Origin of the sequence: Pseudomonas sp. LjRoot277, from assembly GCF_964253845.1 — a bacterium.
Lineage (GTDB): Bacteria > Pseudomonadota > Gammaproteobacteria > Pseudomonadales > Pseudomonadaceae > Aquipseudomonas.
Genome location: NZ_CAXURI020000001.1, coordinates 4,691,945 through 4,716,738, shown reverse-complemented (window position 1 = coordinate 4,716,738; position 24,794 = coordinate 4,691,945). Strand labels below are relative to the sequence as shown.

Below are 24,794 nucleotides of genomic sequence, written 5' to 3'. Positions count from 1 at the left end.
GTCGCCTGAGTATTTACCGTGCGACTTTTTCCTGTAAATGACAGTCAGTAGACTTGTAACTGTTTTAAGACACTAATCGATACTCCGCTAAGCATCGATCTGTTGCACAATACGCCCCGGACCGTTTTCCTCAGGATGTTCAATGTTTAAATCAATTCCCATGCGTGTTGCAGGGCTGGCGTTGGTGCTGGCCACCGCGGCCGGCTGCTCGTCGAAGAAAGCCCCTATCTACGAGCATGAGAACTTCGATGACTCCGGAACGTTTTCGCGCAGCTACCCGGTGACGGACGCGCAGACGTGCGAAGCCGCCCGTCGGGCGTTGCTCAGCCAGGGCTACATCATCACCAGCTCCGACCCGAAACTGGTCAGCGGACACAAAAGCTTCCAGCAGACCGGCGAGACTCACATGGAGATCAGCTTCAGTGTGGTCTGTGCCGATGACGGCAGTGAGGGGCTCCACGCGACCATGTTCGCCAACGCCCTGCAGGACCGTTATGCGCTGAAGAAGACCAACAACTCCGCCAGCGTTGGTGTAGGCGTGCTGGGTTCTGTGTCGATGCCGATCGGCTCGTCCGACGACTCGATGGTCAAGGTTGCCAGCGAAACTGTATCGTCGCCCAAGTTCTACGAGCGTTTCTTCACCCTGGTCGAGTTGTTCCTGCCGCCGGAAGCGAAAAAGGCCGCGCACATCAAGGATAAGCCGAAACCCGAGCTCGGCGTGCCTGAAGCCAAGGCCGCACCGGCTCCATTGGCACCGACCCCGGCACCTGCGGCAGAACCTGCGCCGGCACCTGCCGAAGCTGCTCCAGCAGCCTCTGAGCCGGTTGCGCCGCCGCCTGAAGCCGCTCCGATTGCTCCGGCCGAGAATACCGAGCCGGCATCGACCACGGAAACGGTCACTCCGCCGCCCCAATCAAGCCTTCCTCCACCCACCGAGCCTATTTCGGCCATTCCTGTATCAGGCCAGTAATCGTGCTCTGACGCTGCGGGATCGGGTCAGACGACACCGATCCCGCAGCGGCTTTAAATTGATCCGCGTCAACCCAGGCCATTGTCCTACGGCCTGTATCGAAAAAATCCTGTGATAAATTCCTGACGGCCTGCTACGTTTTATCAAGTAGCCGCTGAGCGGCGTGCCTGCGTCATTTTTCTTTCACGTGGGCACTTTATGCTCGGGGCGCTGGTCATTTATTCAGGCGTTTTTTTCAACGAGCTGTGGGGGATTCAGAATGGACGATTATCAAGAAGAGCTGCTCGAGTATCAGGCGTTTGAACTGGACCCGCTGGAACCGGCCGAAGACGCTACCGAGCTGTAAGCGTCAAGCGGATTGGCGATGACTGCGGCGAAACTCGCCGGGAGTCTGGCCGCTCCAGCGTTTGAAGGCCCGTTGAAAGGCTTCGGCTGAGGCAAAGCCCAGCAGGTAGGCGATTTCTCCGAACGCCAGTTCGGTATCGCGGATGTAGGTCATGGCCAGGTCGCGACGCGTGTCATTGAGGATCGCGCGAAATTGCGTGCCTTCCTCGGCGAGTTTGCGGCGCAAGGTCCAGGTCGGCAGCTTAAGGCGTGCCGCCACTTCTTCCAGGTCGGGTTCCCGGCCGCCATTGAGCAATGGCCCCAGTAACTGAGTGATGCGTTCACGCAGGCTGCGGGTGCGTGTCAGTTGCTCCAGTTCCCGCTCACACAGTTGCAGCAAGTGTCGCCAAGTGCTCGGGCAGTGTTCCGGGTTGCGCTGGGCGAGGCTGGCAAGGCTCAAGCGCAGTTGATTGTGCTCGCAACCGAACTGGATCGGGCAGTCGCCCAGCACTTCATAAGCCGTTCGGTAATCCGGCTCATCAAACTCGATCTCGATACGTTCGGCCCGCAACGGGGCAGGGCTTATGCTGGACAATTGCTGCAACCAGCCCGCGATGATCGAATCCACCACGAAGCGGTTGTAGGCGTTGTAAGGGCTGATGGAATAAAACCGCAGCCAGGCACCTTGGGCGTCTTCGTGAAAGCTCGATTGACCGCGATAGTTGGAGCCATACAAGGCTTCGAAGCGAATCAGGCACCGCGCGGCTTCTCGCACCGTTGGCGCCTGAGCGGCCGTGACCCCGGCCAGGCCGACCTGGCTCAGGCGACTGAGCTGACCCATGCGCAAACCAAGTGCCGGGTTGTCGGTCAGTTGAATGGCGCTGTGACCCAGGCGCATGTAGCGCGGGATCGAGAGCCGGGCGCCCGCTTCGCTGAGGCGAGCCGCGTCGAGGCCATATTGTTCGAGCAGCGGCTGAGGATCTACACCGTGGCTGCGCACGGCGTCGGCCAGGCTATGAACAAAGCCGACCGACAGATCGCCGAGGCGCATCGGCAACGGTTTCATCGGTTACAACCAGAGGTTCAGCAAACGCGCGCCAGGGGCATCACCATCGGCGAACTGCTGTCCGTTGCTGCTGAGAAAGCTTTGGCCGGCGCTGCCCTGATCCCAAAACTGACCGCGCAGGAACACGCTCATGCCAGCGATTGCCTGGCTGCCAGGTGGTTGAGCGGTGAGTGTCAGGCGATGCCAGGCCTGGCCTTCGCTGAGTTCGCCGGCCTTGAGGCTGACGGAACCAGGTGTCGACAGCCCCTTGTAACCGCGCCACGGTTTGTCCCAAGTGCCGTGCCCGATCACAAACGCAGGGACCGCGACGAACTGCGCACCCTGGTCGTCGAGCTTGCGGTAATTGTCCGGGTACCAGCTGTCGCTGCCGATCAGCACACCCAGGCGTCCGGCCGGGGTGTCGACGACGTTGAGCGTATGCTCGCCATTGGCGGCGATGACTTCATGTTCATCGAAAATCGGGTGCATCTGGCGCTGGGGTTGGCCGATCGGCAGGCCATCGCGACCAAACACCACGGTGCTGTTGTACAACGCGCCGCGGCCGATTTTCAGGGTGCCGTCGACGATGCTGGGCTCGGGTAGCACGATGGAGCCAGCCACCAACGTCACGTGGAATTCTTTCGCCAGACCACCAAACAGCGCCTGGTAGTCCTTGGCCATGCCTTTGGCCTTCATGCGCAGGTGCGCGTCGTCCAGACGGCTGTCGCCCTTGGCGCTGATCAGTGCGCGGACGAACTTCAGTGGGTTACTGACCGCCAACCAGTTCATGGCTTCCTTGAGCGTGGTCGCTTGGTACAGCTCATCTTTCTCGCCGCTGACCATCAACCAGGTGCCGACATGTTCGGGCAGGACGACGATGGTTTTTTCATTCAGCAGGCCCTGGTCCTGGGCCTTCTGCAAATAGGCCGCCAGCTTGCGGTGCAAGCGCTCGGGGCTTTGATAGTCGGTGGGAAACAGTTCGGGCTGGATGCCCAGCAGATTGCCGCGATCGGCGGGTGTGCCTTGGTCGACCGCGAGGTTGATGCGCAGGTCCGACAGGTAATGACCCACCGGACGGTCCGCGGCCCACATGGCGTAGGTCGTAAGGGCGGCAATCAATGCCATGGAGAAGGTCAGGTACAGAAGTTTGCGCATGGGGAAACAGTCAACGGCCGTGTGCAGGATTCGCGACTAGGGTAGGGCCCATGCCGGCACTTGCCAAGGGGCGCTGCACATTTGGATCAATAAGTTGTCAGTTACGGTCATTGAGTGGCAGCGGCGCGACTCTTAGTCTGTCCAACATGACTGACGGGGGCCGAAGAGCTCCTGCACTTTTTTCGTGATCGCTCGATGTGGAGTTACCGATGACCGCCGCTCATTACCCGCACCTGTTGGCCCCGCTGGACCTGGGTTTTACCACGCTGCGCAACCGTACCCTGATGGGGTCGATGCACACTGGTCTTGAGGAAAAGCCCGGCGGTTTCGAGCGCATGGCGGCGTACTTCGCCGAACGTGCCCGTGGCGGCGTTGGCCTGATGGTCACCGGCGGTATTGGCCCGAACGACGAGGGTGGGGTGTACTCCGGCGCGGCCAAACTGACCACCGAGGAAGAAGCGCTCAAGCACCGCATCGTCACCCGCGCGGTGCACGAGGCGGGCGGCAAGATCTGCATGCAGATCCTTCACGCCGGGCGTTATGCCTACAGCCCGAAACAGGTCGCACCGAGCGCCATTCAGGCGCCGATCAACCCGTTCAAGCCTAAAGAGCTGGACGAGGAAGGCATCGAGAAACAGATCAGCGATTTCGTCACCTGTTCGACCCTGGCGCAACAGGCCGAGTACGACGGCGTCGAGATCATGGGCTCCGAAGGTTATTTCATTAACCAGTTTCTCGCGGCCCACACCAACCACCGCACCGACCGTTGGGGCGGCAGCTACGAAAACCGCATTCGCCTGCCGGTGGAAATCGTTCGCCGTGTGCGTGAAGCGGTAGGCCCGAATTTCATTATTATCTTCCGCCTGTCGATGCTCGATCTGGTGGAAGGCGGCAGCAGCTGGGAAGAAATCGTGACGCTGGCCAAGGCCATCGAGCAGGCCGGTGCGACCATCATCAACACCGGCATCGGCTGGCACGAAGCGCGGATCCCGACCATTGCCACCAAAGTGCCGCGCGGTGCGTTCAGCAAAGTCACGGCCAAGCTGCGCGGTTCGGTGAGCATTCCGCTGATCACCACCAACCGTATCAACACCCCGGAAGTGGCCGAGCAGATTCTGGCCGAAGGCGATGCCGACATGGTCTCCATGGCGCGGCCGTTCCTCGCCGACCCGGACTTCGTCAACAAGGCCGCTGAAGGTCGTGCCGATGAAATCAACACCTGCATCGGTTGCAACCAGGCCTGCCTGGACCACACCTTCGGCGGCAAGTTGACCAGTTGCCTGGTAAACCCGCGTGCTTGTCACGAAACCGAACTCAATTACCTGCCGGTGCAGCAGATCAAGAAAATCGCGGTGGTCGGTGCCGGTCCTGCGGGTCTGTCCGCGGCGACGGTGGCGGCTGAGCGTGGTCATCAGGTGACGCTGTTTGATTCGGCGAGCGAAATTGGCGGCCAGTTCAACATCGCCAAGCGTGTGCCAGGCAAGGAAGAGTTCTTTGAAACCCTGCGTTATTTCAACCGCAAACTGCAGACCACCCACGTTGAGGTGTGCCTGAACACCCGCGTCGACGTGGCGAAACTGGTTGAGGGCGGTTACGACGAGATCATTCTCGCCACCGGTATTGCCCCAAGAACCCCGGCGATTCCGGGCGTCGAGAACGCCAAGGTGCTGAGCTACCTGGACGTGATCCTTGAGCGCAAACCGGTGGGCAAACGCGTTGCGGTGATTGGTGCCGGTGGTATCGGATTCGATGTCTCGGAGTTCCTGGTTCACCAGGGCGTGGCCACCAGCCAGAATCGCGAGGCGTTCTGGAAGGAATGGGGTATCGATACGCATCTGCAAGCGCGCGGCGGTGTTGCCGGCATCAAGGCTGAACCCCATGCACCGGCGCGTGAAGTGTTCCTGCTGCAGCGCAAGAAATCCAAGGTCGGCGATGGCCTGGGTAAAACCACGGGCTGGATTCACCGCACCGGTCTGAAAAACAAGCAGGTGCAGATGCTCAACAGCGTCGAGTACCTGAAGATCGACAACGAAGGTTTGCACATCCGCATCGGCGAAACCGGCGAGCCGCAGCTGCTGCCGGTGGACAACATCGTGATTTGCGCCGGTCAGGATCCGCTGCGTGAATTGCACGAGGGGCTGGTGGCGGCCGGGCAGAACGTGCATTTGATTGGCGGCGCGGATGTGGCGGCAGAGCTGGATGCCAAGCGGGCGATCAACCAGGGTTCGCGTCTGGCTGCTGAACTCTAAAACTCACGCGTCCTGTAGCAGCTGGCGCAGCCTGCGTCCGGCTGCGTAGCAGTCGTCAATCCTGCCATCCCCGTTTACCTGAATCACCGCAGTGGCCGATTTTACGACTGCTGCGCAGCCGGACGCAGGCTGCGCCAGCTGCTACAAGGTTTGCGTTGGCTGATAGACTAGTGTCTTTTCCGTCTGCGCAGAGCCAATGCTTTCCCCTCCAACCGATTGGCTACCCCAGGCCCCCCTCGAACCCCTTCATCTCGGCTGGCTGACCAACGCCGGCATCGAAGTCGCAATTCTGCGCCTCGACCAGATCGACCCGCTGATCAGCGGCAACAAGTGGTTCAAACTCATCGAGCACCTGAAAGCCGCTGACCAGATCGGTGCCAAAGGCATCATCAGTCTGGGCGGTGCCCACTCCAATCATCTGCATGCACTGGCCGCGGCGGGCAAACGTTTCGGTTTTCGCACCGTTGGCCTGCTGCGCGGTCATCCGCAAGAAACGCCGACGGTGAAAGACTTGCAGGCGTTTGGCATGCAATTGCATTGGCTGGGTTATGGCGGTTATCGAGCGCGGCACGAGCCGGGTTTCTGGCTGCCATGGCAGGCGCAGTATCCCGATCTGTATCCGGTGCCGGAAGGTGGCGGCGGGTTACAGGGAGCCAAGGGCTGCCTGCAGTTGAGGACAATGGTCAGCGCGCAACTGAACGGTCTGGGCTGGAGCGACTACGACGGCTGGTGGCTGGCCTGCGGAACGGGCACGACCCTGGCCGGTCTGGTGCTGGCCGAAGCAGGTGAACACCCGGTGTATGGCGCGCTGGCGGTGCCCGACGATCATGGGGTAGCGCAGCAGGTCGAATCAATTGTGCAAGAGGCGAGTTTACACAATCGCGCTTATGAATTGTTCGACGCCAGCCGTGGCGGCTTTGCCAAAGTCGATCCGCTGTTGCTCGAATTCATCGATCAGACCGAACAGGCCAGCGGCATTCCCCTTGAACCGCTGTACACCGGCAAAGCCTTGTTGGCGCTCAAGCAGCAAGTAGAAGCCGGAAGATTCGAAAAGGGCACGCGCCTGATCTTCATCCATTCCGGCGGTTTGCAGGGCCGCCGGGGTTTCCAGTGAGCGGCCGGATTCACCCGCGCTTGGGCATCATCCGCAGCAAGGTGTTATCACCCACTACATAGTGGTGATAAATCCCCGCCACGGCGTGCAGGCCAATCAGCCAGTATCCAATGGTGCCGCCGAGTTCATGCCAACCCTCGATCTGCTTGGCCAACGCCTTGTCCTCCGCGATCAGCAACGGCAGGTCGAAGCCGTAGAACATCACTTGGTGACCTTTTGCGCTAGTGACCAGCCAGCCCAGAATCGGCATGGCAATCATGAAAATGTACAGCGCCCAGTGCATCAGTTTGGCCAACACGGTCTGCCAGTGAGGCGAGGCCGGGAAGATTTGCGGTGCCGGGCCCAGGCTGCGCGCGAACAAGCGCAGCCACACCAGTACGAACACTGTCAGACCGAGCATGAAGTGCGATTCAACGATCAGCGTCCGCCCGCCACTGCCTTTTGGAAAGATCCCGCGAAATTCGATACAGGCATAAACCAGCGCCAGCAGGACCAGCATCAACCAATGCAGGGTGATCGATACGGTGCTGTAGCGTGAGTCGGAGTTCTTCCAGGGCATACGGTGTTCCTCACAGGTCAGGTCGAGCCACCGTTCTTGTTAGACGGTGTGCGTTAACTGTAATCCGCTTTGGTGGATTTGCCTGTGGCTATTTGGGCGTTCAATGCTCTGGATCAAGTGGTTGGCCACAAAAAAGCGCCAGTTCCGTTCAGGAACTGGCGCTTTTTTATGCGGTGACAGGCGCAATCAGCTGGTTTGCGGCATCTCGCCGTTGGCCAGACGTTTGTTGATATCGGCGATCACTTCCGGCAAATCGGTGATGGTGTCGATCATGTAGTGCGGCCGCGAGCCTTCGAACATCCCGTGGATGCGCTTGCGTTCGCTGTCCAGTTGGTCGCTGCCGAGGGCGCGGTAACCTTCGTAGTCCAGGCCCAGCGCGTTGCCCGAGCAGATCAGCGCCACGGTCCACATGCCGGCACGACGACCTTCAAGAATGCCCGGCACGGTGTCGTCGATCTTCACGCAGGCTGCGACATCATCAATGCCGAGGGCGATCACGTTGGCCAGCGCCTGGGCCGGCCATGGACGGCCGTTGGGCACTTCGTCGGTGGCGACCACGTGATCTGCGACGTAGCCGTTGGTGGCGGCCAGCTCGACAACCTTGTCCATGACCTGTTTCGGGTAGCCGGAGCAGGAACCGATCTTGATCCCTTGCTGACGCAGATTGGCGATGGTGTCCAATGCGCCCGGAATCAGCGCCGAGTGCTCGGCGATTTTCTCGATTTGCAGGGGCATGAAGCGTTTGTAGATGGCGGTGACGTCATCGTCGGTCGGCGTACGGCCAAACACTGTGCGATAACGTTCGGCGACTTGCGGCTGATCGCACAGGGTGCGGATGTGGTCCCACTTGCCCATGCCCATCGGCCCGCGGGCTTCTTCGATGGACACCTGGACGTCGAACTCGGCGAAGGCTTCGACAAAAATCTGTGTCGGTGCGAAGGAGCCGAAGTCGACCACGGTGCCGGCCCAGTCGAGGATGGCGGCTTGCAGCTTGGTTGGGTTTGCGTAGTTCATGTCTCAAATCCTGTATTGGGGAATGAAGAGCCCTGTAGCAGCTGTCGAGCCCCAGCGAGGCTGCGTTCGGCTGCGCAGCAGTCGTTAACTCTGGCGACTCGGTTCATCTAAAAACACCGAGGTGGATGGTTTTACGACTGCTTCGCAGCCGAACGCAGCCTCGCAGGCTCGACAGCTGCTGCAGATCGGTGTGAATCAGATTTCGAGGACTTCCATCTCGCGCAGTACTTCGGCGATAGCCGACACGGCCGCGTGCATCTCGGCCTGGTTGACGTGGCCGATGCAGCCGACGCGGAAGGTTTCGACCTGGGTCAATTTGCCGGGGTAGAGGATGAAACCCTTGGCCTTGACGCGTTCGTAGAATTCCTTGAATTGGTAGCGCGGATCTTTCGGCGCATGAAAGGTGACGATGATCGGCGCCTGGATTGCGGCGGGCAGGAAGCTGCGAATTCCGAGCTTGGCCATGTCATCGAGCAGCACTTGGCAGTTGTTGGCATAGCGCTGATGCCGGGCGGGCAAACCACCTTCTTCGTTGTATTGCAGCAGGGCTTCGTGCAGCGCGGCGACCACGTGGGTCGGCGGGGTGAAGCGCCACTGGCCGGTCTTGGCCATGTAGGTGTGCTGATCGAAAAGGTCCATCGCCAGGGAATGCGAGTTACCGGCGGCATTGGCCAGCGCTTCTTTGCGAGCGAAGACAAAGCCCATTCCCGGCACGCCTTCCAGGCATTTGCCCGAGGCGGCGATCAGCGCATCGAACGGCACCTGTTGCGCGTCAATCGGCAGCGCGCCGAAGGAGCTCATGGCGTCGATGATCAGGCGTTTGCCGTGTTGCGCGATGACGTGGGCGATTTCCGGCAGCGGATTGAGGATCCCGGTGCTGGTTTCGCAGTGAATCAGCGCGACGTGGGTGATGCTGGCGTCGGCACGCAGCAGGCGGTCGACGTCGGCGGCGGTGGTCGGTTCGTCTTCGGCGGTTTCAAAGGTACTGAAGGAGCGGCCGAGCACTTCGCAGATTTTCGCCAGGCGTTTGCCATAGGCGCCGTTGATCAGTACCAAAACTTTACCGTCGCGAGGCACCAGGGTGCCGATCGCCGCTTCGACCGCGAAGGTTCCGCTGCCTTGCAGGGGCACGCAGTAGTGGCTGTCGCCGCCGCTGATGATCACCAGCAGTTGTTCGCACAGGCTGGCGGTCAGTTGATTGAAGCGGTCATCCCATGAACCCCAGTCGACCATCATCGCCTGACGGGTGCGGGCCGATGTGGTCAGTGGTCCGGGGGTGAGCAGGATGGGTTCGGCAGTACTCATTCTCGTGTCCTCGCAGTCGATGGGATGAAGCTACGGGGCTTAAATTGCAATTTGCCGTGCTATCAATCAAATTGTTTGTTGTTATGCCAGCCATCAGTGAGGGTTATTCATGAACCTGTTCCAGCTCCGCGCATTCGATGCGGTGGCCCGCGAGGGCAGCTTCACCCGGGCCGCCGCGCGACTGTTCATCAGCCAACCGGCGGTCACCGGGCACATCAAGGCGCTGGAGGAGCATTACCAGATCACCCTGTTGCGGCGCACCGCACGACGGGTGGAGCTGACGGAGGAGGGCACCAAACTGGCCGCGATCACCCGGGCAATGTTCGGTCTGGCTGAAGAAGCGCAGGTGATGCTGGAAGCGAACCGGCAATTGCTGACCGGGCGTCTGGAGGTTGCGGCGGACGGCCCGCACATGGTCATGCCGATGCTCGCCAGCCTGCGCGCGCGGTATCCCGGCATTACCGTGAACCTGCGGCTGGGCAATGCTCAGGAAACCTTGGCGGCGTTGCTGTCGGAGCATGCCGACGTGGCGGTGCTGACCGAGGTCGAACCGCGCAAGGGGCTGCATTTGCAAGACTTGAGCGAATCACGGATTTGTGCGCTGGTGCCCGACGGTCATCCCTGGGCGCAGATGTCCAAGGGCGTGCCGCTCAAAGCGCTGGATCAGGTGATCATGGTGTTGCGCGAGCCGAGTTCGATCACCCGGCGCACCTTCGACGAGGCGTGCGCGGCGGCAAAAGTCAGTCCACGGGTGTTATTGGAGCTGGACAGTCGCGAGGCGGTGACCGAAGCCGTCGCCGCAGAGTTGGGGGTTGGCGTGGTGTCGTCGGTGGAGGTCAGTCATGACCCTCGGGTGGCGGCGGTGCCGATTCTTGGTGAAGGGTTGGTTAACCGACACATGATTGGATGCATGGAACGGCGACGGGATTTGCGCTTGATACAGGCGTTTTTCGACTTGGCGCCATCCAGTTGAACCGCGGCGCGGCCTTCGCGAGCAAGTCCGCTCCCACATTGGATCTCCAGCGTTCACAAAATCCCTGTGGGAGCGGGCTTGCTCGCGAAGGGGCCGGGCCTGCCTACACAAGACTTTCGCGAACCATCTCGAGAAACGTCGCCACCACCCGCCGCGAACTCTGCTCGCGCAAGCACACCAGTGTCTCGGTCAATCGTCGTTTGCAGTCGGTAATCGGCAATGCGCAAACCCTCGAGTCCGCACCGAACTCGGCGGCTGATACAACACCAACGCCAATCCCCACGACCACCGCCTCCCGCGCCGCCTCCCGACCTTCAACCTGAATCGCCGGGCGAATGCGAAAACCTGCCTGAGCCATTTCTTCTTCCAGCGTCTGGCGCGTCACCGAGCCGATTTCCCGCAGCACCAATGGCGTGTCATCCAGATCCGCGAGGCAAATCGACTCGCGGTCGGCCCACGGATGATTTCGCGAAACGAACGCCACCATCGGGTCATTGCGCAGCGGTAAGGAAATCAGTCGTTCGTCGCTGACATCGCGACCCAACAACGCCAGGTCGGCCTGGTAGTTGAACAACCGAAACAGCGATTCATCGGTGTTGCCGGTTTCGATCTTCACGCTGATGCCGGGGTAGCGTTCACAAAAGCGAGCAATCTGCGGCAACACGTGCACTGGCGCATCCACCGCGAGAATCAGGCTGCCAGTCTGCAAGGCCCTGGAGTCATGCAAGAGCTCCTGCGCCTCGGCCTCGATGACGAACAGCCGCTGAGTAATGCTCAGCAACCGCTCGCCCAAATCCGTCAGCCGGACCGAACGTTTGTTGCGGTGGAACAGCAGCACACCGAAACGCTCTTCGAGTTTGCGCACTTGGTCGGAAATCGCCGGTTGCGTGAGGAATAGCCGCTCGGCGGCTTTGGTAAAGCTTCCGTGCACGGCCACGGCATGGAAGGCTTTGAGCTGGGCGTGGGAAACCGACATCGAAACCTCCAGTAACAAGCTGAGCTTATATTGGAAATACGATAAATCGATTTCACTTATTAATCAGTAATTGTTTTTATCCACCTCAGCCCCGGTGACTGGTCAGTCGAACAGCGTCGGCGGCCATGAGCCTGTGCGTGCAACAGCAGGACTCATCTGACCGATATCGCCTCAGGGAAGCTGCGATATCGAAGTGCTCAACAATAAAAAAACAGGCGTTATTTCTCAATTTCTGCCGGCACACTCACACCCTGAGGTCAGAACCACCATGAACAAGCACATCGGCACTATCAAGCGTTGGCGCGTGCAGATTTTCGCGATCACCTGGCTCGCTTACGCCGCTTTCTACTTCACCCGCAAAGCTTTTTCCGTGGCAAAACTGGGGATCGCAGAAGACCCCACCTTCATGCTCGACAAAATGGCCATGGCCAACCTCGACGCCATCTACCTCACGGCTTACGCCATCGGGCAATTCACCTGGGGCATCCTGGCCGACCGCTTTGGCCCAAGGGTCGTAGTGTTTGGCGGGTTGCTGATTTCAGCAGCGGCAGCCTTGGTGATGGGCAGTTTCGCGACGTTGCCAATCTTCGCCACCTGCATGTTGATTCAAGGGTTTGCCCAGTCCACCGGCTGGTCCGGGCTGTGCAAGAACCTCGGCAGTTTCTTTCCCTCTGAACAGCGCGGGCGGGTGCTGGGGTTGTGGAGTTCCTGCTACGCCTTTGGTGGGTTGGTGGCTTCGCCGTTTGCTGGCTGGTGGGCGTATACGCTGATCGGCACCTGGCATGCGGCGTTCTTTTCCAGTGCGGCGGTGGTTGGGCTGGTCGCCGTGCTGTTTTTTATTTTTCAGCGCAACAAACCGGAAGATGTTGGCTTGCCGGCGGTGGAACCGGAGCCGCAACTGACGGCGCAAGAGGCCGACGCGCAAAGCAAGATCAGCATGCTGGAACCGTTAAAAGAAATTCTGCGCAACCGCACCGTACTGGTGCTGGGCCTGGCGTACTTTCTGCTGAAACCGGCACGCTACGCGATTCTGCTCTGGGGCCCGGTGATCGTCTTCGAGCAGATGCCCTCGGTGGGCAAGGTCGGCGCGGCGATCATTCCGACCGCGTTTGAACTGGCCGGGTTGCTCGGGCCGATTCTGCTGGGCCTGGCTTCGGACAAAGTGTTCGGCGCCCGACGCATGCCGGCGTGCGTGCTCAGCCTGTTGGCGTTGACCGTCACCCTGGCCTTGTTCATGGGCGCCCTGCATACCGGCAGCGTGATGCTGGTGGTGGCGCTGCTGTTCGTCATGGGCCTGACCCTGTACGGACCGGACTCGATGATCAGCGGCGCGGCCGCGATCGATTTCGGCACCGCCAAGGCGGGCGCCACAGCGGCTGGTTTCGTCAACGGTTGCGGTTCGGTCGGGGCGATTCTCGGTGGATTGCTGCCGGGCTACTTCGACTCGGTCACCGTGTTCATCGTCTTCGCTGGCTGCGCGTTGTTTTCGGCCCTGGTGCTGATCCCGCACTGGAACAGCCGCCCGGCTGGCCTGCGTGTCGAAAGCGTTTTCGTGCCTAACCAACCGATCACCGTAAAACCTCTGCGTACTTAAGGATTGACCCATGAGACCTTTCTGGCTGGAACAGGCGCTGGCGGCCGAGTCCTGCGCGCCATGCGAGCCCTTGGTGGGAGACACCCGCGCCGATGTCTGCATCGTCGGCGGCGGCTACACCGGGTTGTGGACCGCGATCATGCTCAAGGAACAGAACCCCGAGCTGGATGTGCTGCTGATCGAGGCTGATATCTGCGGCGCCGGCGCCAGTGGCCGCAACGGTGGTTGTGCACTGTCGTGGTCGGCCAAGTACTTCACCCTTGAACGGCTGTTCGGCGTCGAAGAAGCCGTGCGACTGGTCAAGGAATCGGAGCGCAGCATCCATGCCATCGGCGCCTTTTGCGAGCAGTACGCGGTGGACGCCGATTACCGTCTCGACGGTACGCTCTACACCGCCACCAACCGTGCCCAATGCGGCTCGACCGATGCCGTGATCGCGGCGTTGGAGCGCAATGGCATCAACTCTTTCACCCAACGGCCGGTGGCCGATGTGCAACGCATGGCCGGTTCCAGCAAACATCTGGAAGGCTGGTTTTCCCCGGCGGCGGCCAGTGTGCAGCCGGGCAAACTGGTGCGCGGCTTGCGCCGGGTCGCCTTGCAGTTCGGCGTGAGGATTCACGAGCGCACCGCCATGACCGGCTTGCAGGAGGGCAAGCCTGCGGGAATACAAACCCCGAACGGCACCGTTCGCGCGGATCGCGTGGTACTGGCGATGAACGCCTGGATGGCCCGGGCGTTTCCACAGTTCGAGCGCAGTGTGGCGATTGTTTCCAGCGACATGCTGATCACCGAACCACGCCCCGATCTGCTCAACGAGATCGGTTTGACCAGCGGCGTCACCGTGCTCGATTCGCGGATTTTCGTGCACTACTACCACAACACCCCGGACGGCCGAATCATGCTCGGCAAGGGCGGTAATACCTTTGCTTACGGCGGGCGAATGTTGCCGGTATTCGATCAGCCATCGCCCTATGCCGGTTTGTTGCAGCACAGCCTGAACGAGTTCTTTCCGGCGTTTGCCCAGGTCAAGGTCGAGGCGACCTGGAACGGTCCGTCTGATCGCTCCGTCACCGGTTTGCCGTTCTTCGGCCAGATGAGCGCCAGCGGCAACGTGTTTTATGGTTTCGGATATTCCGGCAGCGGGGTTGGCCCGTGTCATATGGGCGGGCAGATTCTCGCCTCGATGGTCCAGGGACTGGACAACGCCTGGACCCGTTCGCCTTTGGTCAACGGCCCGTTGGGCTTGTTTCCGCCGGAACCGATTCGTTACCTCGGCTCCCTGATGGTGCGCAACGCCATTCGCCGCAAGGAGCGCGCCGAGGATCATGGGCATCGGCCACGGCATCTGGATGTGCGTCTGGCAAAGTTCGCGGCGGCGGCAGGCAAGGCCGACAAGGGCTGAGTGTCAGGGCGTGAGGTCCGAGCGATTGACCAGCCAATCGAGCAGCAAGTGGCTATCGCGGCGTGGCGCGGGAACAGACCGAGTGCGCGGGTGATGGCCCATGCCGACGCACAACACCGGGCGGTCCGGGTCACTGTCGAGAAAACTGATGAGGACATCGCTGCCGGCCTTTGGCAGGCTGGACGGGTCAATCCGACCGTCCGGCGTCGCAAGGGCCACCGGTAACCAGAGACCGGCAGATTCAAGCGGATCCGCTTCCGCTGTTGGCCACAGCCTGACCTGTATTCGACCTCGATCATCCAGCGCCGCCGGCTGCCCGGCCGGACCCAGCACCCGCGCGGGCTGATAGCCCGGGATGCTCGGCCGGGTCTGTTTGAGCGCGGGCCTGAAGACCGTTGACCAGGGAATGGCGGTGAACTGATTGCGGTAATGGCGGACAGTAACGGGTTTGTCGGTGGCAAGAATCGAAGGCTGCTGCCCCTGATGTCGGGTTTCGGTGATCAGCCATTGATCGTTGAAATTCGGCAGTGGATGCTCCGATACCTGTACTATCCGTGCGCTGCGCAGTGCGCTCTGGTTGCTTTGACCGTGGATCTGCAGGTGCTGGCAACGCAGACGTTCCAGTTGTCGTCGGCTTAGTTGATCGTGATGGATGTGCTCGGCCGCGGGCCGGACCATCACCGGCAATGGTGTGCTGAACGCGTGGTTGGCCGCTCCCTCGTCGGGGTTTTGCGAGCCACGGTTCCTGGTCTCCAGTCGTGAGGGAAAGGGCGGCGAGTCATGGCGCTGGAACAACTCACTGATCACCGGCACGTCACTGTCTTCGGGCGCGTCGCCCTGGAAAGGCGTAAGGACGGGTTCCTGGGGGAAACTCAGACTGTCATCCGCCAGGACCAGCACATGCCCGTCGCGCTGATGTTCGAAGTGATAGTGAATGCCCTCTTCTTCACATAGCCGTTGCAGCAATGCCAGATCGCTCTCCTCGTACTGAATGCAAAAAGGCCGGACGGGATAGTGTCCGTTGGATAATTCGAAGCGATAGCTCCCCTCGGGTACATCATGTTCCTCCAGCAGTTGGCGCAGGATCATCGGTACGCTGAGGTGATGAAAGACGCGGCGTGAACGCTGTCGGTCGAGCCATTGAAGGTAGGGCACCAGCACCAGTTTGTAGCCGATTCGGTGTGGGCCGCGATGCTCGCGACTGGCACTGTGAAGTACGCCATGTATACCCTGGCCCTCCATCAGGCTGAGGAACACCGGCTGTTGCAGCAATCGGTCGAGGTTCATGGCCGGTGCGAGGCCGATCACTTCGATGTCGAATCGATAGGGCTGGTTGAGGGCTTCTCGGCCACTGAACTGCAACACCTGCAAACTTAAATCGCCGTCGAGAAGTGTCAGGGTGAAGGGACTTTCCTTGTCGTTGTGCATCGAACGCGCTTCTGCCATGGAATTCGGGCGCTGAGGGTACGAAACCACAGCCCTTTATGGTCACCGCAAATCGAAGTTTCAGAATCGCCCTACAACTGCCGGTGAAGATGTCGATTCGTCACGCGGGTAAACAGGATGGAATTTTTGGTCGATTGCCAACTTTAGGCCGTATAAACTTGGCGCCATGCGTCGGCCAATAGATGTCTCGGCGCCACAGATCAAGAGAGTGAGTAATGGGCGCACAGTGGAAGGTTAAACACAAAGAAGCGGCATCCAACGCCAAGGGCAAGATCTTCGGCAAACTGGTGAAAGAAATCACCATTGCTGCCCGCAACGGTGCCGATACTGCCACCAACGCACACCTGCGTCTGGTGGTCGAGCAGGCCAAGAAAGCCTCGATGCCCAAGGAAACCCTGGATCGCGCGATCAAGAAAGGCGCGGGCCTGTTGGGCGAAACCGTGCAATACCATCGCGTGACCTATGAAGGCTTCGCACCGCATCAGGTGCCGCTGATCGTTGAATGCGTGACCGACAACATCAACCGCACCGTTGCTGAAATTCGTGTTGCGTTCCGCAAGGGCCAGTTGGGCGCTTCCGGTTCGGTAGCGTGGGACTTCAACCATGTCGGCATGATCGAGGCGTCCCCGGACAGCCCTGACGCCGATCCGGAAATGGCCGCCATCGAAGCCGGTGCCCAGGATTTCGAGCCGGGCGAAGAAGAGGGTACGACCCTGTTCCTGACCGAGCCTGCGGACCTGGACGCCGTGCAGAAAGCCCTGCCCGAGCAAGGGTTCACCGTGTTGTCGGCCAAGTTGGGTTATCAGCCGAAAAACCCGGTCAGCGGCCTGAGCGATGAGCAGATGGCTGAAGTCGAAGCCTTCCTCGAAGGCCTCGATAACCACGATGACGTGCAGGACATGTTTGTCGGGTTGGCGGGTTAATTTGATTTTTCAGTGATACCGCCATCGCGAGCAGGCTCGCTCCCACAGTAGGTTGTGTTGAATAAAAATTATATGTTCGACACAAAACCTGTAGGAGCGAGCCTGCTCGCGATTGACCGCGTAGCGGTCACCAGCGATTCAATTCCTGCACAATCTCGCTGAACCCCGGTCGCTCCAGCACCTGCGGCTGACAGCAGCGCCGCTGCAATTGCTCCAGCTGCATACGACCTTCATCGCTCAACCCCGAGTCGATCCGCTCCAACAATTCCCCCAGCAAAATACCAAACGCTCGCACTTCGATCCGTTGCAGCGCACGGCTTTCAAGGTTGTCCGAGGTGGCATGGAACGACGCCGCGCCGAAATCCCCCAGCAGGCAATTACCGTGCTCGTTCCACAGAATATTGTGGCCGTAGAGGTCGCCGTGGGTGATGCCATGCTGGTGCAAATGCTCGGCTGCCGAGGCAATGCCACAGGCGATGCGCAATGCCACACCCGCGCTGAACCGGGTGTCATTGGCGTAAACGTCGCGGGTACATGACGCCAGGCTCGGCAGCCCCGCCAGATTGCGATAACTCGGATCGATCAGTTGCATCACCAGTCCGGCCTGGGCTTCCGGATGGCCGACGACGCGCCCTTCAACCCGGATCAGGTTGGGGTGACTACCGGCGGTGATGCAGGCGTTCATTTCGTGCAACGGCGAGCCATCGCTGGTCATTTCGCCTTTGTAGAGTTTGACCGCGACCTGTGTAGCCGGTTGGTCCTGTCGATCCCAAATAGCCCGATGAATCACCCCCGACGCGCCTTCGCCCAATTGCTGCTCCAGACGCAGTTCGGACCACGGAATGTGGGGCGTGGCTTCGAGCGCGGCCGCATCGGCTTCGGTCTCCAGCGGGTTACCGGCGTACGCCAGCCAGGTCAGGCTCGGCAGGGACAGCAGCCACTCGGGCAATTCGGTCAACCGGTTGGCGGCGATGCGGATCAATTCGAGTCGATGGCAATGACGCAAGCTTTCCGGCAAACGTTGCAAGCGGTTGCCGGCGAGCATGAGTTTTTGCAGGTGCGGGCGTTGACCCAGCTCGGCGGGCAGTTCAGTGATGCGGTTATCGGTCAGGATCAGCCAGCGCAGCAACGGTGGCAGGGCCGCGCCTGGCACGCGTTCGATGCGGTTGGCCTTGAAGCCGACCATCGTCAGTGCGGCGCATTGGCCCAGGCAGTCGGGCAGTTCGGTGAACAGATTGTCCGAGCAGAACAACACGCGCAAACGGGTCAGGCGGTGCAAGTCGTCCGGCAGGCTGCTCAACGCATTGCCACTGAGGTTGAGGACTTCCAGCGAGTCCGCCAGGTCGAAGATTTCTCGCGGAAACTCCGTCAGGCCGCCGGTGAGGTCCAGGCGGGTGATGCCCGACAGTTGGCCGGCGCGCAGTTGGGCAAGGGTATCCATGAACAGATTCACTTTGATCGGGAGGAGGGCGCGGGGGCCAGAAAATGGGCGCCATGATAGCCGGAAAAGTGTGGTGTCTGTCAGGCCGCCTTCGCGAGCTTGCTCGCGATAGCGTCCTGAGCTGCACCACAAAACCTACGGTTCCCTGACTTCGACCAACTGCCCCAACCGGCTGCGCGTGCGCGCCAGATCGATGGCATCGCCGCCCAGGCTTTCGCGCAAAGACTGCTGCCCGAGCAGAATCAGGTGCTTGTCCCGGTCGTACAGGACGTCGACCAGGTTGATGAAGCGCTGTTGGGCGGCGATGGAACAATCGGCGAGGTTGGGCAGTTCATCGATGAACCAGTGATCGAAACGTCGGCACAGCTCCAGGTAATCCATAACCGCGATGGGTTGGTCGCACAGATCGCCGAAGGTGAAACCGATGGTTCGCCCTTCGCAGTGTCGGGCCTGAAGGTTGCGTGTCCCGACGGGCAGTGAAATGGCCGGCGCGTCGCGTTCGGGCAGGTTCAACGATTGACGCTGCGCCAGCGTGGCTGGCCAGACGTACTGTCCCTGGGTAAACAGCTGCTGGGCGTGGGTTCTGACCTGACTGCGGTAGTCGTGGGGGCCGCCGACCTCCATGACCTGCATGCGTGCGTTGATCAGGTCGATCACCGGTTTGAAGCGCGCGTGGTACAGCGGGTTGGGCAGCAGTCCCTCCGGTGGGTAATTGGAAGTGACCAGCAGCAGGATGCCTCGGCGGAACAATGCCTTGAACAGCCGGGTGATGAGCATCGCATCGCCGATGTCATGGACATGAAACTCGTCGAAACACAGCACCCGGCAATCGCGCAGCTGTTCGTCGAGGGTGGTTTCCAGCGCATCGGGCTGATCGCGATGACTGAACATCCCTTGATGAAGGTGCGCTAAAAACTCATGAAAATGCAGACGTTGTTTTTCCGCGATGGGAAGGGCCTGGAAAAAACCGTCGAGCAGCCAGCTCTTGCCGCGCCCCACGGCGCCGTGCAGGTAAAGGCCGGGAAACGTTTTTGCCGAGGTGCCCGACAGCGCTGCGGCGTGTTGCGCCATGCAGTCGATGACGCGCAGTTGGCTATGGCTGAGGGTGTAGCCCTGGGAATGAGCCTTGCGGTGGAAGTAGTCGTGGATGACTCGACCGGTCGCGGTGTTACCGGCGGATGCCGCCGATGACTTGCCGAACAAGCGGCGTAGCGCAGGCCAGCGTGGTGTGAGTCGCGAACGGTTTGGCGGTCGAACGGCCACTGTGATTTCACCCCGTAATCTTCATGCCGGCTTCCCGAGCTGCCGCGCCGTAGTGTAACCAAATGGGGAATTTTCATTCCAGTTGTGTCGACCTGTAGCAGCTGCCGAGCCTGCGAGGCTGCGTTCGGCTGCGGAGCAGTCGTAAAACCAAACACCGCGGTCATTCAGGTAAACCGTAGGGAATGGATTGGCGACTGCTTCGCAGCCGAACGCAGCCTCGCAGGCTCGGCAGCTGCTACATAGATAGCGCTATGCCGGAAGTTACCGCTCGATACTGCGACTCCACCGCGCATTCCATGCCGGGCGCTGTTCGTTGACCTGATCCCAATCAATCGCAATGGCCGTGGTCAGGTACTGCTTCATCGCTTCCACCTGGCCGCGAGTCTTGTCGGTGGTCGGGGTATTGGGGTTGGACGGGATCTGGTCGCCGTCCTCAAGTGCAGCGGCCTGCGCTTCAGGTGTCAGCAAGAAGGCGGCGAGTTTCTGTGCCAGTTCCGGCTGGGTGTTGTTGGCGATGGCACATTCGGCCACGTTGAGCACCACGGCGCCTTCCTTCGGTTGCGCATATTCCACCGGCATGCCCTTGAGTTTCAGGGCGGTGACCTGGGTCGGCGTGAGCGGGAACAGCGCGGCTTCGTCGGTCTGAAGCATTTCGGAAATCTTCGCCGAGCTCGGAATGTACTCCAGCACGTTGCGCCCGACTGTATTCGGCCAAGCCTTGAAGCCCGGCTCGACGTCGGTTTCGCTGCCGCCCTGAATCCGGTTGAACATCAGGAAGCCGTGCAGGCCGAATGTCGAAGAGGCCATCGACTGGAACACCAGTTTGTCCTTGAAGCGCGGGTCGGCCATGTCCATCCACGAGGTCGGCGCGGTCCAGCCTTTCTCCTTGAACAACCGCGTGTTGTACGCCAGCCCGGTCACGCCGAGGCTGACCGCCACGGCTTGATCCTTGATGCGGCCCTTGGGCGGAATCTGCGCCAGCGGTGCGCTGTCTTCGAGTTTGTCGCACAGCCCCATGGCGATGGCGCGGTACATGATGCCGTCGTCGAGGAACATCACGTGCATCTGCGGGTTGCCTTTGCTGGCCTGGACCTTGGCCAGAATATCGGCGGAGGTGCCGGGCACAATCACCACTTTGACGTTGTTGGCCTTCTCGAAAACCGGCAGCACCTTGTCGGCGTAGAGCCGCTCCATGGTCCCGCCGTTCATGCCCAGGTAAAGCGTCGGTTCGGCCTGGGCCTGGCTGACCGTGAGCAGGGCGCTCATGCAGGAAATACCGAGCAGTGCAGTGCGTTTGACGTTATTCATTGGCGCGACCTTCCTCTATCAAGCAACGGAGATGGAGTGAAACCGGGTGATGGAAAACGCATCCAGCGACGTCTTTGAGGCGCCGCTGCAGATGATTTCAGTGAGCGCCTGGCCCACCGCGGGGCCGATCTGAAAACCTGCGCCGGCGAAGCCGAACGCGTGCAACAGACCGGGTTGAGTGCCACTGTGGCCGATCACCGGTTGGCGATCGGGCAGGTAACCTTCGGTGCCGCTCCAGGTGCGAATCGCCTGGGCGCCTTCAAGAAACGGGTAAAGCTCGACGGCCTGACGCAGGATCTCGATCACGGCGTGTTGACCGGGCCGGGCGCGAGCGTCGTCGAGGGCAAAACCCTGACCGCCACCCAACACGCAATTGCCGCGAGCGACCTGACGCGCATAGATACCGCCGCCCTCGACCCCGGTGCTGGCATTCATCACCAGCGGCAAGGGCTCGGTAACCAGCATCGCCGGGTGCCCGGCGTGCATCGGCACGCCCTCACCGAATTGTTCTGCCAGGCTGCCGGCCCAGGCTCCGGCGCAATTCAGCAGCCAGGGCGCTTGCAGCTCCAGACCGGTTTGCGTGCTGATGCGAAAGCGTTGGCCGTCGTGTTCCACCGCCGTCACCGGGCATTGTTCATGGACCTGCGCGCCATGTCGCCGCGCCGCCCGGGCGAACGCCGGGGAGACCAGTCGCGGGTTGGCATGACCGTCATCGGGGCAAAACGAGGCCCCGACCGCCACCTCGCCGACCCACGGAAAACGTGCGCGTAATTCAGTGCGTTCGAGTACCTGCAAATCGAGGCCAAAGCCCCGACTGCTGACGGCATAGTCTTGCAAGGCGTGCAGGTCGTTGAGGCTGCGGGCCAGTTTCAAGTGGCCGCTGCGCTGATACTCACCGTCGATGCCAATCAGCTGCGGCAGTTGCCCCCAGATGTCATGGGCCCGTTGCGACAGCGGCAGTTGCGACAGCGGTCGTCCCTGGCGCCGCACGCCGCCGTAGTTCACGCCGCTGGAATGCGAGCCACAGAAGTCCCGCTCCAGCAGCGCCACGCGACGCCCGGCCTTGCTCAGAAACAGCGCGGCGGAGGAACCGACAATACCGCCGCCAATGATGACGGCATCGACTTCAATCATGACTCGACCTCCAGACCAAACGGCAGGGGTTTTATCGGCGCCTGAGCCCGAAGCCTGCCGATGTCGGACACGCAGCGCTGGCTTTCGCAGGCAATGATTTCCGCGGCGGCGGCGCCACACATCCGTCCCTGACAGCGGCCCATGCCAACCCGGCAATGCGCCTTGACCCGGTTGATCTCCCAATGGCCCTCGCGCACGACCTGACGGATGTCGCCGGCCCGCACTTCTTCGCAGCGGCAGATCATCACGTCATTCGGGGCATCGGCGGCCCAGTGCTCGGGAAAGACGAAGGCCCGTTCCAGGCCTTGGCGGAAGGTGTCGATCCGCCCCAGCGCCTGCTCCAATTGCGCCCCGCGTTGCGGCGGGATCAGGTAACCAATATCTTCGAGCAACGCCAGGGCCGCGCGTTCGCCAGCCATTTCCGCTGCGTCGGCGCCCATGATGCCGGCGCCGTCACCGGCCAGGTAAACCTCGGCGACACTGCTGCGACCGGTGCTGTCACGCTGCGGCAGCCAGGCGCGGTTGAGCGGGTTCCAGGCGAAATCACAGCCGAGCAGGTCGGCGAGTTGGGTTTCACTGCGCAGGCCGTGGGCGAAGGCGACGGCGTCGCAATCGAGTGGCTGTTCACCCTTTGAGTTGGACCAGTTCAGCGATTGCACACGTTGTTCGCCATTGATGCGTTTCAGGCTGGCGCCCTGATGCACCGGGATGCCGTGGGCGGTCAGCCAGCTGCGGTAATAGATGCCTTTGGCCAGGGTGGCCGGTTGCGAGAGCAGGCCGGGCAAAGCGCGGGCCTGAGCGCTGAACGGCGAGCTGTCGAGTACTGCGACCACCTTGGCGCCGGCCTTGGCGTATTGATACGCCACCAGGTACAGCAACGGTCCACTGCCGGCGAACACCACGCGTTCACCGATGGCACAGCCTTGAAACTTGAGGGCAATCTGCGCGGCGCCGAGGCTGTAAACCCCCGGAAGGGTCCAGCCCGGTACCGGCAGAATCCGGTCGGTGGCGCCCGTGGCAACGATCACGCGGGAGAACGCCAGCCGCGAGGCGCGGCCCTCATGCAAGGTGTCGAGCGCACCGTCTTCGGCGTTCCATACCAGGGTTTCAGGGCGGTAATCGAGTTGCTCGCGCAGCTCATCAATCGTCTGATGCAGCGCGTTGGCCTTGCCGGCTTCGAAGCCATACAGCTTGACCGGCGAACGCTTGAAGTTGGCCGGTTGGCGACGATAAATCTGCCCGCCACCGCGTGCTGCTTCGTCCAGCAGCACCGGGTGAACGCCGTGGGTGACCAGGGTTTGTGCGGCACGTATACCGGCCGGACCGGCACCGATGATGATCACGGAATTCATACCCAACCCCCTGTGGGAGCGGGCTTGCTCGCGAAGAGGGCGGCACATTCAATAGGTGTGGTGGCTGACACGACGCTTTCGCGAGCAAGTCGAATCGTCGCACCGCCGCTCCCACAGGGAATCCGGTTTGTGCAGGTAGATTGGGTGTTCATACCGTGCGCCCCGGTTCGCGGCTGATCTGCTGCCCGGCTTCGAGCAACGTCGAGCAGGCGCGCACGCGTCGACCATCGCCCAGTCGAACCCAGCAGTCCTGACAGGCACCCATCATGCAAAAACCGGCGCGGGGTTCGGCGCTGAAGTCGCTGCCACGCAAGTGTTCGCTGCAGGTCAGCACCGCTGTCAGCAAGGTGTCGCCGAGCAGGCCGGTAGCCGGCGTGCCGTCGAGGGTAAAGTCCAGGGCCGGGCGGTCGCCTTCGGCCAGTCGTTTCAGCAGAGCCATGGCGCCCTCATTGTTTGCCCACCAGAACCCGATCCAGGCCGTAGACCCGGTCGAGCAAAATCATCGTCAGCGCGGTCAGCCCGATCACCAGTGCCGACACCGCCGCCATCATCGGATCGATGGATTCGGTGGCATACACGTACATCCGCACCGGCAGGGTTTGCGTGGCCGGTGAGGTGACGAAGATCGACAGCGTGACCTCATCGAAACTATTGATAAACGCCAGCAACCAACCACCGGCGACCCCCGGCAGAATCATCGGCAAGGTGATTTCCCGAAACAGCGTGAAGCGCCCGGCACCGAGCGATTGCGCGGCGTGTTCGGCGCTGCGATCCAGGCCGATGGCCGACGCCAGCACCAGTCGCAGCACGTACGGTGTGATCACTAGCACATGGGCGAAGATCAGCCAGGCGAAGCTGCCGTTGACCCCCATCAGCGCAAACAAGCGCAGTAATGCGACACCCAGCACCAAGTGCGGAATGATGATCGGCGACAGGAACAGACCATTGAAAAAATCCCGGCCGGGGAACTCGAAGCGCGTGATCGCCAGCGCCGCCGGCACCGCAATCAACGTCGCCAGACTGGCCGCGCAGAACGCCAGGATCAGGCTGTTGTAGAACGCATCGACAAAGTCTGCACGCTCGAACACCGCGCGGAACCAGCGCAGGGAAAACTCCGTGGTCGGCAGGCTCAGGGTGTTTTCCGGGGTGAAGGCCACGAGGCAGACCACCACCAGCGGCGCCAGCATGAACAGCACCACAAGGGTATGGAACAGCAGGGCGAAAGGACCGTTCTTGGACATGACGAG

General features: G+C 61.2%; 21 protein-coding genes. 7 read left to right on the top strand and 14 right to left on the bottom strand.

All coding sequences use genetic code 11. The features are described 5' to 3' along the window. Positions 1-142: 142 nt before the first annotated feature. Positions 143-970 (top strand): DUF2242 domain-containing protein, encoded by an 828-nt coding sequence (locus ACSQ87_RS22225; protein ID WP_223430637.1) that lies wholly within the window; start codon positions 143-145, stop codon positions 968-970. A 349-nt stretch (positions 971-1,319) separates the two neighbouring features. Here ACSQ87_RS22225 and ACSQ87_RS22220 read toward each other — a convergent pair whose 3' ends face one another. Together ACSQ87_RS22220 and ACSQ87_RS22215 are read right to left on the bottom strand one after the other, a co-directional pair. Then, on the bottom strand, positions 1,320-2,360 hold the full coding sequence (locus ACSQ87_RS22220; protein WP_150656381.1) for an AraC family transcriptional regulator: 1,041 nt from the start codon (positions 2,358-2,360) through the stop codon (positions 1,320-1,322). 3 nt (positions 2,361-2,363) lie between these two features. Next, the gene (locus tag ACSQ87_RS22215) at positions 2,364-3,494 is read right to left on the bottom strand and encodes a carbon-nitrogen hydrolase family protein (protein WP_223430636.1); all 1,131 of its coding nucleotides are present in this window, start codon (positions 3,492-3,494) and stop codon (positions 2,364-2,366) included. 209 nt (positions 3,495-3,703) lie between these two features. On the opposite strand from ACSQ87_RS22215, the gene ACSQ87_RS22210 reads away from it, so the two are divergent. Together ACSQ87_RS22210 and ACSQ87_RS22205 are read left to right on the top strand one after the other, a co-directional pair. Continuing rightward, positions 3,704-5,743 (top strand): FAD-dependent oxidoreductase, encoded by a 2,040-nt coding sequence (locus ACSQ87_RS22210; RefSeq protein WP_223430635.1) that lies wholly within the window; start codon positions 3,704-3,706, stop codon positions 5,741-5,743. 196 nt (positions 5,744-5,939) lie between these two features. After that, the gene (locus tag ACSQ87_RS22205; RefSeq protein ID WP_436274378.1) at positions 5,940-6,857 is read left to right on the top strand and encodes a 1-aminocyclopropane-1-carboxylate deaminase/D-cysteine desulfhydrase; all 918 of its coding nucleotides are present in this window, start codon (positions 5,940-5,942) and stop codon (positions 6,855-6,857) included. Between the two features lie 10 nt (positions 6,858-6,867). Here ACSQ87_RS22205 and ACSQ87_RS22200 read toward each other — a convergent pair whose 3' ends face one another. The 3 genes from ACSQ87_RS22200 to ACSQ87_RS22190 form a co-directional block, all read right to left on the bottom strand. Continuing rightward, positions 6,868-7,416, bottom strand: coding sequence for a cytochrome b (locus ACSQ87_RS22200; protein WP_095128893.1), 549 nt, complete (start codon positions 7,414-7,416; stop codon positions 6,868-6,870). Between the two features lie 186 nt (positions 7,417-7,602). After that, positions 7,603-8,430, bottom strand: coding sequence for a phosphonoacetaldehyde hydrolase (gene phnX / locus ACSQ87_RS22195; protein WP_436274377.1), 828 nt, complete (start codon positions 8,428-8,430; stop codon positions 7,603-7,605). A gap of 195 nt (positions 8,431-8,625) precedes the next feature. Then, on the bottom strand, positions 8,626-9,735 hold the full coding sequence (locus ACSQ87_RS22190) for a 2-aminoethylphosphonate--pyruvate transaminase (RefSeq protein ID WP_436274376.1): 1,110 nt from the start codon (positions 9,733-9,735) through the stop codon (positions 8,626-8,628). A gap of 109 nt (positions 9,736-9,844) precedes the next feature. On the opposite strand from ACSQ87_RS22190, the gene ACSQ87_RS22185 reads away from it, so the two are divergent. Continuing rightward, positions 9,845-10,708: a LysR substrate-binding domain-containing protein gene (locus tag ACSQ87_RS22185; RefSeq protein ID WP_436274375.1), complete on the top strand. Its 864-nt coding sequence runs from the start codon at positions 9,845-9,847 to the stop codon at positions 10,706-10,708. Positions 10,709-10,811: 103 nt separating this feature from the next. Here the strand turns inward: ACSQ87_RS22185 and ACSQ87_RS22180 are convergent, their stop codons facing one another. Next, positions 10,812-11,684 carry a LysR family transcriptional regulator gene (locus ACSQ87_RS22180; protein ID WP_046047564.1) on the bottom strand — a complete coding sequence of 291 codons (873 nt, stop codon included), beginning with the start codon at positions 11,682-11,684 and terminating at the stop codon, positions 10,812-10,814. 268 nt (positions 11,685-11,952) lie between these two features. Between ACSQ87_RS22180 and ACSQ87_RS22175 the strand changes: the two genes are divergently transcribed. Together ACSQ87_RS22175 and ACSQ87_RS22170 are read left to right on the top strand one after the other, a co-directional pair. Continuing rightward, the gene (locus ACSQ87_RS22175) at positions 11,953-13,278 is read left to right on the top strand and encodes an MFS transporter (protein ID WP_436274374.1); all 1,326 of its coding nucleotides are present in this window, start codon (positions 11,953-11,955) and stop codon (positions 13,276-13,278) included. 10 nt (positions 13,279-13,288) lie between these two features. Then, a complete protein-coding gene (locus tag ACSQ87_RS22170) occupies positions 13,289-14,680 on the top strand; it encodes an FAD-dependent oxidoreductase (protein WP_436274373.1) in 1,392 nt (463 codons plus the stop codon). A 3-nt stretch (positions 14,681-14,683) separates the two neighbouring features. Here ACSQ87_RS22170 and ACSQ87_RS22165 read toward each other — a convergent pair whose 3' ends face one another. Next, positions 14,684-16,108: a type VI secretion system Vgr family protein gene (locus tag ACSQ87_RS22165; RefSeq protein WP_436274372.1), complete on the bottom strand. Its 1,425-nt coding sequence runs from the start codon at positions 16,106-16,108 to the stop codon at positions 14,684-14,686. A gap of 233 nt (positions 16,109-16,341) precedes the next feature. Here ACSQ87_RS22165 and ACSQ87_RS22160 point away from each other — a divergent pair, with 233 nt between their 5' ends. After that, positions 16,342-17,049 carry a YebC/PmpR family DNA-binding transcriptional regulator gene (locus tag ACSQ87_RS22160; protein ID WP_046032546.1) on the top strand — a complete coding sequence of 236 codons (708 nt, stop codon included), beginning with the start codon at positions 16,342-16,344 and terminating at the stop codon, positions 17,047-17,049. 127 nt (positions 17,050-17,176) lie between these two features. Here the strand turns inward: ACSQ87_RS22160 and ACSQ87_RS22155 are convergent, their stop codons facing one another. The 7 genes from ACSQ87_RS22155 to ACSQ87_RS22125 form a co-directional block, all read right to left on the bottom strand. Continuing rightward, complete coding sequence (locus ACSQ87_RS22155; protein WP_436274371.1) at positions 17,177-18,490, bottom strand: leucine-rich repeat-containing protein kinase family protein; 1,314 nt, start codon at positions 18,488-18,490, stop codon at positions 17,177-17,179. A 135-nt stretch (positions 18,491-18,625) separates the two neighbouring features. Beyond that, positions 18,626-19,753 (bottom strand): cell division protein ZapE, encoded by a 1,128-nt coding sequence (zapE, locus tag ACSQ87_RS22150; RefSeq protein ID WP_223430621.1) that lies wholly within the window; start codon positions 19,751-19,753, stop codon positions 18,626-18,628. Between the two features lie 261 nt (positions 19,754-20,014). Next, positions 20,015-21,061: an ABC transporter substrate-binding protein gene (locus tag ACSQ87_RS22145; protein ID WP_223430620.1), complete on the bottom strand. Its 1,047-nt coding sequence runs from the start codon at positions 21,059-21,061 to the stop codon at positions 20,015-20,017. 18 nt (positions 21,062-21,079) lie between these two features. Next, positions 21,080-22,195, bottom strand: coding sequence for an NAD(P)/FAD-dependent oxidoreductase (locus tag ACSQ87_RS22140; protein WP_223430619.1), 1,116 nt, complete (start codon positions 22,193-22,195; stop codon positions 21,080-21,082). Beyond that, positions 22,192-23,547 carry an NAD(P)/FAD-dependent oxidoreductase gene (locus ACSQ87_RS22135; protein WP_223430618.1) on the bottom strand — a complete coding sequence of 452 codons (1,356 nt, stop codon included), beginning with the start codon at positions 23,545-23,547 and terminating at the stop codon, positions 22,192-22,194. Before ACSQ87_RS22135 ends, ACSQ87_RS22140 begins: the two co-directional genes overlap by 4 nt. Before the next feature lie 148 nt (positions 23,548-23,695). Further along, positions 23,696-23,986 (bottom strand): (2Fe-2S)-binding protein, encoded by a 291-nt coding sequence (locus tag ACSQ87_RS22130; protein WP_223430617.1) that lies wholly within the window; start codon positions 23,984-23,986, stop codon positions 23,696-23,698. Between the two features lie 7 nt (positions 23,987-23,993). After that, complete coding sequence (locus tag ACSQ87_RS22125) at positions 23,994-24,788, bottom strand: ABC transporter permease (protein ID WP_033057243.1); 795 nt, start codon at positions 24,786-24,788, stop codon at positions 23,994-23,996. Positions 24,789-24,794 lie beyond the last annotated feature (6 nt).